This window comes from Bradyrhizobium oropedii (genome assembly GCF_020889685.1).
Classification (GTDB): domain Bacteria; phylum Pseudomonadota; class Alphaproteobacteria; order Rhizobiales; family Xanthobacteraceae; genus Bradyrhizobium; species Bradyrhizobium oropedii.
In genome coordinates this window covers 1-9310 of record NZ_JACMYO010000263.1, presented here as the reverse complement: position 1 = coordinate 9310, position 9310 = coordinate 1, and the positions used below count along the sequence as shown (strand labels likewise).

Genomic DNA, 9310 nt, shown 5'->3' with positions numbered 1-9310 from the left:
GCCTTGATCCGCCGCAGCAGGCCCGGGTTCGCCGCGCCGACCGACGGCGTCGGCAGCAGCGCCGCGAACGGACGGGCGAGCCCGGCCATGATCATGCTGATCCGGAACAGTCCCGGCCGCGGCAGCACGAAGGCGAGCACCGACCGCAGCAGCCGCTCGGTCAGCGGCCGTTGGTAGTCCCGCTCGATCCTGACCCGGGCCTGGTCGACGAGGTGCATGTAGTTCACGCCCGACGGACAGGTGGTCATGCAGGCGAGGCACGACAGGCAGCGGTCGATATGCTTGACCACGTCCGCCGTCGGCGGCTTGTCCTTCTCCAGCATCTCCTTGATCAGGTAGATGCGGCCGCGCGGGCTATCGAGCTCGTCGCCGAGCAGCACATAGGTCGGGCAGGTCGCCGTGCAGAAGCCGCAATGCACGCACGCGCGCAGGATCTTGTCGGCTTCCTTGATGTCGGGATCGGCAAGCTGCGCCTGGGTAAACTCGGTCTTCATGCAGCCCCGCCTCGCATCATCCGGCCGCGGTTGAGGATCGACCTCGGATCGAAACTCGCCCGGACCCGTTCGCCGAGCGCGGCAAGTCCGGCCGCCTGCGGCTGGAACACATCGACGGCACGGCGCACATCCTCGCCGGCGCGGATCAGGGTGGCATGTCCGCCGATCGCCTCGACCTGGCTGCGGACCAGCGTGGCCTGCGCATCGGCGCTTTGCGGCACCGCGGCCCAGATCAGCCCACCGCCCCAGTCGTAGATCACGTCACCGCCGGTTGACCGCGCCAGCGCCTGGCCCAGCGCACCGCCCATGGCCGGCGGACAAACGATGCGCCACACCGGTAAGGCCCCGAGCGCGCCGTTTGCGGCAAACGGCACCACGTCGCGCAGCGCGCTCCAGATCGCAACGGAAGCGTCGTCAGCGAGGCTGTCGACCGTTCCATAGGTCGAGAGTGTCTGGCTCAGCGAGGCCGCGCGGTGCGCCGCCGACGCTGAAATTCCCTCGAGCCGCACCAGCGTCACCGGCTGGCCGGCGGCTGCAAGGCCGGCGAGCGCGCCGGTTGCGGACCGCAGCACTGAGCCGGGCAGATGGGCCGCGCCCGAGACGTCGAAGGGCGAACCCAGCGCCGCCGTCATCGCCTTGTTGGCGGTGACATCGTCGAGCCCGCGCAGCACCAATGTCCGCTCGGCTTCCGGCTTCGGCATGACCTTGAGCGTCACCTCGGTCATGACCGCGAGCGTGCCCCAGGAACCGGTGAGCAGCTTGCAGAGATCGTAGCCGGTGACGTTCTTCACCACCCGTCCGCCGGTCTTGAAACTGTCACCGAACCCGGACACCGCGTGGGCGCCGAGCAGGTGATCCCGCGCGCCGCCGGCCTTGATGCGGCGCGGACCGGCAAGGCCGGCGCCGATCATGCCGCCGATCGTGCCGGCTCCTGCGCTGCCCAGCAGCACCGACGTATCCATCGGCTCGAAGGCGAATTGCTGGTTCTTGGCGTCGATCAGGGATTGCACGTCGGCGAGCGGCGCGCCGGCCTGCACGGTGATGATCAGCTCGTTCGGCTCATAGGAGGTGACCGCATTCAGCACCGAGACGTCGAGCACCGCATTGGTCGCCATCGGATGGCCGATGGCGCGCTTCGATCCATGACCGATGATCTCGAGCGGCTGTTCGCTGGCGACCGCCGCGCGCACCACCTCTTCGACGTCTTTGCCGTCTCTGACTTTGAGCGTTTCCACACGCTAGGCGGTATCGAAATTTGGCTCCGAAATCAAATGCGCGCACCGAACAAATCCCTGAATGCGACAAGCCCGGCCGCGGTGATCTCGACGGAACGGCCCTGCGGCCGGCGCCGGATCCAGTCCCGCTGCAACGCGAGGTTGGCAATCGCGGCCCCTGCCCGCCCGGCCAGATGCAGACGCTGCTCGCTCCAGTCGAGGCAGGGCCGGCACAGAACCCGCCGGCTTCGCGCCGGCGCATGCAGGTCGATGCCGAGATCGCCTAGAAATGCGCGGCCCGAAGCGGTCAGCTCGCCGCCCTCCTGGTCCAGGTTGAGGTGATCGTGTCGGCGCATCGCATCGGTGACGGCGACGCCGAGCTCGCCGGCAAGGTGGTCATAGCAGGTCCGGGCCCGGCGCATCTCCGCACCGATCCGCGGCGGCGGGCGGGACGGACGCGGATCGATCGCCGCAACCGTCATCATGCCCTCGAGCATCTGCGCGACCAACGGCGTGGCCAGCCGGTAGAAGCGCCGCGGACCGCGCCGTTCGACCTTGAGCAGCGCGCGCTCGGCCAGTCTCGCCAGATGCCAGCTCGCCGTCTGCGGCGTCACGCCCGCAACCAGCGCCAGCTCGCTCGCGGTCTGCGCTCGCCCGTCCATCAGGCGCGACAGGATGCCGGCGCGACCGGGATCGGCGATCAGCCCGGCCAGTTCGGCAAGCTCTGGTGCGATGGTCTGCATGGCAGGCTCCAGCGTCGGTCGAAGGATTGCCCCTGCGTTTGTCGCACGGCACCCGTCCGTAACGCTTCGATCATGATCGAAATGTTCACGACATCGACACTTCGACCGTCACCTAACCGAGCTCATGGAACGATCCACTATCTCTCGCCTTGCGGTTCGGCCGGCAAGACGGTTGGCGCAAATCATCTGGAGGCGAACATGAAACGTTCGGAAGTCACGACCACGACGATGATGCAGACCCGACGATCGGCCATCGGCACGTTCGCCGCGATCATGACGATCGCCGGCGTCTCGCCCTGGGCCGGATCGCAGGCTCGATCGGAGCAAAGCAACGGAGGAATGCCAATGAAGCACTATGCGATGAGCACGAGAACCATCAGCGATGCGATCAACACGTCAGGCCTTCTGGTCGTGGCGCAATGGGAAGCCAAGGAAGGGCAGGCCGACAAGGTCGCGGCAATTCTCGACGGCTTCCTGCCCGAGGCGCAGAAGGACCCCGGCACCAAGCTGTTCCTGATCGGCCGCGGCAAGGACAATCCGGCGCAATTCCTGTTCTACGAATTGTTCCAGGACGAAGCGGCGTTCAAGGCCCATGCGGAGAGCGCCTACTTCAAGACCTACATCGCCGAGCAGGCATTGCCGCTGCTCGCCAAGCGCGAGCGGACGCAATACGCGCTGCTGTGACCGACGGTACCGCGGGGAGGACGCGAGTCCTTCCCGCGTGCCAAGTCCTTCCCGCGAGCGCGGATCACAGTGATGCGCTGCTGCCGCCGAGGGTTGCACGCAGATCGACCCGCTCGGGCGAGCGGCGCCAGAAGCCGACGATCGCGATCCGCGACAGCACCGCGGCCTCGAGCTTCTCGAGCCGGCCCCGGAGCCGAAGCGCATGTTTCTCGACGAGATGCCAGGATGCGACGGCGACGCCGAAGGCGAGCGGCAGGCTGATCAGGATGTTCAGATACCAGTGCTGCACCGACGGGCCGAACGTCGCAACGCATTGCTGGATGACGAAGCCATAGAGATAGAGCCCGTAGGAGTAATCGCCTGACGATACGATCCAGCTCCGCCGCGGATTCATCAGGCCGAGATAGCAGGCGACATAGGCGGCCGGCACGGGAGCAAGCGCGTCGCCGCGTCCGGTCGCCATGCCGGCGGCGCACAGCACCAGCGCCAGCAGGCAGGCGGTCCGGTTGAACGGCACCTTGTCGCGCCAGAGATAGAAGCAGACGCCGGCAAGGAAGCAGAACACCAGCAGATGCGGGCGAAGCTGGATCGGCACCTCGTCCCAGCGGTAGATGTCGTAGCCGGTCAAGGCGATCTGGGCGATTACCAGGAACACAAGATACGCCACCCGGTTGAAGGCAATCGCCGTCACGGCGAGCAGCGCCAGGATGACGTAGCACCACAACTCATAGGGCACCGTCCAGAGCTGGGCATTCACCAGCTCGGGCATCGGATTGTGCAGGAAGACGCCGGGCAGCACGTAATGGATGTCGCCGACGATGTTGAGAAAATAGGCGTGGAATTTGGGATCGGCGAAATACTGCGTGAGCGGCAGCTCGGTGAGGACCGAACCGATGATGATGGCCGACAGCGTCGTCTCCACCACCAGCGCGGGCCCGATCCGAAGCAGGCGCAGGCCGAGGAAGGAAATCAGGCTCTTGCATCTCAGCAGGCTTGCCGTCACCAGAAAGCCGCTCAACGCGAAGAACAGCGCGAGGATCATCGCGATCGCGATGCGAAGCGAGCCCAGTATCTGCAGCGTCGGGCCGAGCCCGAGCGTCACGTTCAGGCTGTGCAGGCAGATGATCGACGACGCCAGCGCAATCCGCATGTAGTCGAAGCCCGCGGGCCGATTGCGCGAGAGAGCCAGCTGATCAGCCAGGCTGGGCATCGAAATGTTGCCGAAGACATGCATGTCCTGAAAATACCGAGGAACAGTTGAAGGCCGTGTAAACGGGTCCGCGCTGCAATTGCGGCGACACGCGACGGCGGCCGCTTGGCCGACGGCCGTCGCTGCAAGCATCGGTTAAGGTTATCGGCTGGCTAGCGCGATCAGTCGAAATGTATCGATTCGGCCTCGATGGCAGCAGGGAGGACCACCACCGTGAAGATCAAGCTGACAGTCACTGCGCTGCTCGCGACGATCGCTGCAGGACAGGCGCGCGCCGCCATGCTCACCGACGCCGAGGCGATGTTCCTCGACCAGCTCGCGACTGCGGCCGCGGTGCTCGAACAACGATGCGCCGGCTATGAAGCCGATGGCGCCGGGGGCGTTCATCTCGGCGCGAGACTTCTCGGCAGCCCGAACGCCGCGATGGCCATGGTCGGCGCGTTCGACGCCACCATCAAGGCCCACGACGGCAATGACTACGATCCGCAAAAATTCCGCCCCGAAGTGTCCGAAGCGGCCGGCAAGACGTTCAAGCGAGTCCGGGCGGAGCTGATCTCAGACCCCGACAGGGCCTGAGCCGAATATGGCGACAGCAGCGCCGCGCTCGGCCTGCTCCGACGGTACTAGAACCGCAGGGATATCCGGAAATGCCGGCTTGCCGGCAATCGCCTGTCGCGCGGCGACAACCGCCCGGATGGAAGAAGGGCCACCATGTCGGCGGCCCCTTTTGCTTACTTCTGAAGGGTTGCGGCGAAGAGCTTGGCCGCTTCGGCCTTCGATTCCTGATCGGCCTTGGCGTCGTATCTGAGCGGCAGGTTGAACTTCTTGCCGAGTTCGGTGGATTCGGGGTTCGTGAATGCGTGCACCGCACCGGGATATTCGACGATCCGGTAGTCGGCTTTCGCCGCGTCGAAATCCTTCTTGAGCGCATCGTACTGCTCGCGCTTCACGAACGGATCGTCCGCGCCGTTCAGAATCAGGATCTTGGCCTTGACGGTTCCCGGCGCCGGCGCGGGCGTGTTGAGATCGAGCGTGGCGTGAAAGCCCGCAACGCCGGCAAGATCAGCGCCGGTGCGCGCCATGTTCAGCACCACGGCGCCGCCGAAGCAGTAACCGACAGCGCCGATCCGTTGCGGATTGACCGACGCCTGCTTGGCGAGTTGTTCCCGCGCAGCGTTGAAGCGCGCCTCCATCACCTTGGCATCCTTCATCACCGATCCCGCGAGCGCGCCGGCGTCCATCGGGTTGTCGGCGGTCTTGCCGTCGCCATACATGTCCGCAATGAAGGCTGTGTAGCCCTGCTCCGCGAACTTCCGCGCCTCGTTGTGCATATGCTTGGTGACGCCCCACCATTCGTGCACCATGACGATACCGGGCCGCTTGGCCTGGGTCGCATCGTCGTAGACGACGAAACCCTTCATCGTGGTCTCGCCGTCCGTGTAGGTGACCGGCTCTTCCCTCACCGCCGCATGTGCGCTCGCGACCATTGCGATGGCGCAAAGAGCTCCCATGATGTTCGTTCGCATGCTGACCTCTCGCGTTTTGCCCCGGAAACTGACGTTGACGAATGCGCGCCCTAGAACCGCGGGATATCCGGGAATGCCAGCTTGCCGGCATGGACATGGACGCGGCCGAGCTCGGCGCAACGGTGCAGGGTAGGAAACACCTTGCCGGGGTTGAGCAGACCCTGGGCATCGAAGGCGCATTTCAGCCGCTGCTGCTGGTTGAGGTCGATCTCGGTGAACATTTCCGGCATCAGATCGCGCTTCTCAATGCCGACGCCATGCTCGCCGGTGAGCACGCCGCCGAGCTCGACGCAGCAGCGCAGGATGTCGGCGCCGAACGCCTCCGCCTTCTCGATCTCGCCGGGCTTGTTGGCATCATAGAGGATCAGCGGGTGCAGATTGCCGTCGCCGGCATGGAACACGTTGGCCACACCGAGGCTGTATTTCTCCGAGAGCTCGCGGATCCGCGCCAGCGCCTTCGGCAACGCGCCGCGCGGGATGGTGCCGTCCATGCAGAGATAATCCGGCGAGATGCGCCCGACCGCGGGGAATGCCGCCTTGCGGCCGGCCCAGAACAGATTGCGTTCAGCCTCCGAGGTCGAGATCTGGCATGAGGTCGAGCCGCAGCCCTGCGCGATCGCCTCGACCCGCTTGATCAGCTCGTCGACCTCGACCTGGGGACCGTCGAGCTCGATGATCAGAAGCGCCTCGACGTCGAGCGGATAGCCGGCATGGACGAAGGCCTCCGCGGCGTGGATCGCCGGTTTGTCCATCATCTCCATGCCGCCCGGGATGATGCCGGCGCCGATGATGGCGGCCACGCATTCGCCAGCCGCTTCCACCTCGGCGAAACCGACCATCAGCGCGCGCGCCGTCTCCGGCTTCTGCAGGATGCGCACCGTGATCTCGGTGATGACGCCGAGCAGCCCCTCGGAGCCGGTGATGATCCCCATCAGATCGTAGCCGGCATTCTCGGCCGACTTGCCGCCGATGCGCAGGATCTCGCCCGACATCAGCACGATCTCGCAGCCGAGCACGTTGTTGGTGGTCATGCCGTATTTCAGGCAATGCACGCCGCCGGAATTTTCCGCGACATTGCCGCCGATCGAACAGGCGATCTGCGACGACGGATCGGGCGCGTAATAGAAGCCGGCGTGGGCGACCGCCTGGCTGATCGCCAGATTCGTCACGCCGGGTTCGGTGACGACGACGCGGTTGTCGAAGTCAATCTCGCGAATCCGCTTGAACTTGCCGAGGCCGAGCAGCACGCCGTCGGCGAGCGGCAGCGCGCCACCGGACAGCGAGGTGCCGGAGCCGCGCGGCACCACCTTGATGCCCTGCTGCTGGCAATATTTCAGGACCTTCGCCACCTGTTCGGTGGTATCGGGCAGCACCACGACCATCGGCGGTTGCCGGTAGGCGGTCAGGCCGTCGGATTCATAGGCCAGCATCTCGGCGGCACTGTCGATCACGCCCTCGCCCGGAACGATTGCGCGCAAGGCAGCCGCGATCTCTGTGCGGCGAGCAAGGACGGCCTGGTCGGCCTCCGGCATCATGATGGACATCGGTGTTCCCTTGGGTGGGCTCTGCTCTTTGCCGATTTGTTACGACAAATCAAACACGTCTGCACCTGTTTCAGTCAACCGGCCGAAGGTCGGATTGCCCCGTCCCGCAATGCCGAGTTCTCTCTGGGACAAGCGGACGGTCATGAAACCTGTCAAAGTTTCGTGGCTTGTCCAGTCCAAGCCGGACATGCCACAAACCAAACACTGCCCCCCGGGACGAAACGAAGAGAACCCCATGAACCTAAAGACCTTGAGCGTGCTGGCGGTCGTCACATCGCTGGCCTCCGCATCCTCCGCGCTGGCGCAGGATGCCGCCGCCGGCAAGACCTCGTTCAACAAATGCCTTGCCTGCCACGCGATCGGCGAAGGCGCCAAGAACAAGGTCGGACCCGAGCTCAACGGCCTCGACGGCCGCCACTCCGGCAGCGCGCCGGACTACAACTATTCCGATGCCAACAAGAATTCCGGCATCACCTGGAGCAAGGATCAGTTCCTCGAATACATCAAGGATCCGAAGGCCAAGATCCCCGGCACCAAGATGGCATTCGCTGGCATCAAGAACGAGACCGAGGCCAACAATCTGTGGGCCTATGTGTCGTCGTTCGACAAGGACGGCAAGCAGAAGCAGTAATCGGCGGTATCGGACGTTGGAAGGGGATGGCGTTCTTCGCATCGCCATCCCCTTCCGGTTGTTTGATTTGAGCGCGATCAGCGCGGCAACAGATTGGTCTTGGCGAGATCGACCACCTCGTCGCCGCGGCCGCTCATCACGGCGCGCAGCACCCACAGGCTGAAACCCTTCACCTGCTCCAGCGTAATGGTCGGCGGCATCGACAATTCCTGCGTCGCGGTCACGACGTCGAGCACGGCCGGGCCGTCATGCGCGAGCACGTCGCGGATCGCGCCCTCGAGTTCGCCGGGATCCTCCACCCGGACACCGTGAATGCCCATGGCGCGGGCCATCGCCGCGAAATCGGGATTCTTCAGATCGACCCCGGTCTCGATGAAGCCGGCCGCCTTCATCTCCAGCGCGACGAAGCCGAGCACGCTGTTGTTGAAGATCACGACCTTCACCGGCAGCTTCGCTTGCGTCAGCGTGATCAGGTCGCCCATCAGCATGGCAAAGCCGCCGTCGCCGGACATCGACACCACCTGCCGGCCGGGCTGCGCCGCCTGCGCGCCGATCGCATGCGCCATCGCGTTGGCCATCGAGCCGTGCACCCAGGAGCCGACCAGCCGACGGCGGCCGTTCATTTTCAGATAACGCGCGGCCCAGATCGTCGGCGTGCCGACATCGGCGGTGAACACCGCGTCCTCGGTGGCCTGCTCGCTGAGCAGGCGCGCCAGATATTGCGGATGGATCGGCTTTTGGCCGGGCTTGCCGCGGGCGAGATCGTCGAGCCCGGCGCGGGCGTCCTTGTAATGCGCGAGGCTGGCATCGAGAAACTTGCGCTCGGTCTTAGGCGTCAGCTTCGGCAACAGCGCCGCGATGGTCTCGCCGACGTCGCCGACGATGCCGAGATCGAGCTTGCAGCGGCGGCCGAGATTTTCGGGGCGAAGATCGACCTGGGCGATGCTGATGCCGGTCGGGAAGAACTGCTTGTAGGGAAAGTCGGTGCCCAGCATCAGCAGCACATCGCAACCATGCATGGCGGCATAGCCGGAGGAGAAACCGATGAAGCCGGTCATGCCGACATCATAGGGATTGTCATACTCGACATATTCCTTGCCGCCGAGCGCATGCACGATCGGGCTCTTCAGCGTCTCGGCAAGCTTGACCAGGCCGTCATGCGCGCCGGCGCAGCCGCGGCCGCAGAACAGCGTGACGCGCTTGGCGCCATTGAGCAGCGCGGCCAGTGCGTTCAATTCGGCCTCGGCCGGACGCACCACCGGCG

The 9310-nt window shown here is 65.2% G+C and carries 10 protein-coding genes; 3 read left to right on the top strand and 7 right to left on the bottom strand.

The window, feature by feature from the left end; translation table 11 throughout:
- The 3 genes from H8A95_RS39410 to H8A95_RS39400 all read right to left on the bottom strand — a co-directional run.
- The coding region (locus H8A95_RS39410) for a 4Fe-4S dicluster domain-containing protein (protein ID WP_229187949.1) at positions 1-494 on the bottom strand (494 nt) is incomplete at its 3' end.
- Complete coding sequence (locus H8A95_RS39405) at positions 491-1729, bottom strand: FAD-binding protein (RefSeq protein WP_229187948.1); 1239 nt, start codon at positions 1727-1729, stop codon at positions 491-493. The genes H8A95_RS39410 and H8A95_RS39405, both read right to left, overlap by 4 nt.
- A gap of 32 nt (positions 1730-1761) precedes the next feature.
- Entirely contained in the window at positions 1762-2451 is a 690-nt protein-coding gene (locus tag H8A95_RS39400) for an ArsR/SmtB family transcription factor (RefSeq protein ID WP_229187947.1), read from the bottom strand.
- A 198-nt stretch (positions 2452-2649) separates the two neighbouring features.
- Between H8A95_RS39400 and H8A95_RS39395 the strand changes: the two genes are divergently transcribed.
- On the top strand, positions 2650-3135 hold the full coding sequence (locus H8A95_RS39395; RefSeq protein ID WP_229187946.1) for a putative quinol monooxygenase: 486 nt from the start codon (positions 2650-2652) through the stop codon (positions 3133-3135).
- A gap of 64 nt (positions 3136-3199) precedes the next feature.
- On the opposite strand, the gene H8A95_RS39390 is transcribed toward H8A95_RS39395, so the two are convergent.
- Positions 3200-4345 (bottom strand): acyltransferase family protein, encoded by a 1146-nt coding sequence (locus H8A95_RS39390; protein ID WP_229187945.1) that lies wholly within the window; start codon positions 4343-4345, stop codon positions 3200-3202.
- A 189-nt stretch (positions 4346-4534) separates the two neighbouring features.
- Here H8A95_RS39390 and H8A95_RS39385 point away from each other — a divergent pair, with 189 nt between their 5' ends.
- The gene (locus tag H8A95_RS39385) at positions 4535-4921 is read left to right on the top strand and encodes a hypothetical protein (RefSeq protein ID WP_229187944.1); all 387 of its coding nucleotides are present in this window, start codon (positions 4535-4537) and stop codon (positions 4919-4921) included.
- A 155-nt stretch (positions 4922-5076) separates the two neighbouring features.
- On the opposite strand, the gene H8A95_RS39380 is transcribed toward H8A95_RS39385, so the two are convergent.
- Both H8A95_RS39380 and H8A95_RS39375 read right to left on the bottom strand, forming a co-directional pair.
- Positions 5077-5871: a dienelactone hydrolase family protein gene (locus tag H8A95_RS39380; RefSeq protein WP_229187943.1), complete on the bottom strand. Its 795-nt coding sequence runs from the start codon at positions 5869-5871 to the stop codon at positions 5077-5079.
- A gap of 50 nt (positions 5872-5921) precedes the next feature.
- A complete protein-coding gene (locus H8A95_RS39375) occupies positions 5922-7415 on the bottom strand; it encodes an FAD-linked oxidase C-terminal domain-containing protein (RefSeq protein WP_163152995.1) in 1494 nt (497 codons plus the stop codon).
- Between the two features lie 235 nt (positions 7416-7650).
- Here H8A95_RS39375 and cycA point away from each other — a divergent pair, with 235 nt between their 5' ends.
- Positions 7651-8046 carry a cytochrome c-550 CycA gene (gene cycA, locus H8A95_RS39370; protein ID WP_229187942.1) on the top strand — a complete coding sequence of 132 codons (396 nt, stop codon included), beginning with the start codon at positions 7651-7653 and terminating at the stop codon, positions 8044-8046.
- Between the two features lie 77 nt (positions 8047-8123).
- Here the strand turns inward: cycA and H8A95_RS39365 are convergent.
- The coding region (locus H8A95_RS39365) for a thiamine pyrophosphate-dependent enzyme (RefSeq protein ID WP_229187941.1) at positions 8124-9310 on the bottom strand (1187 nt) is incomplete at its 5' end.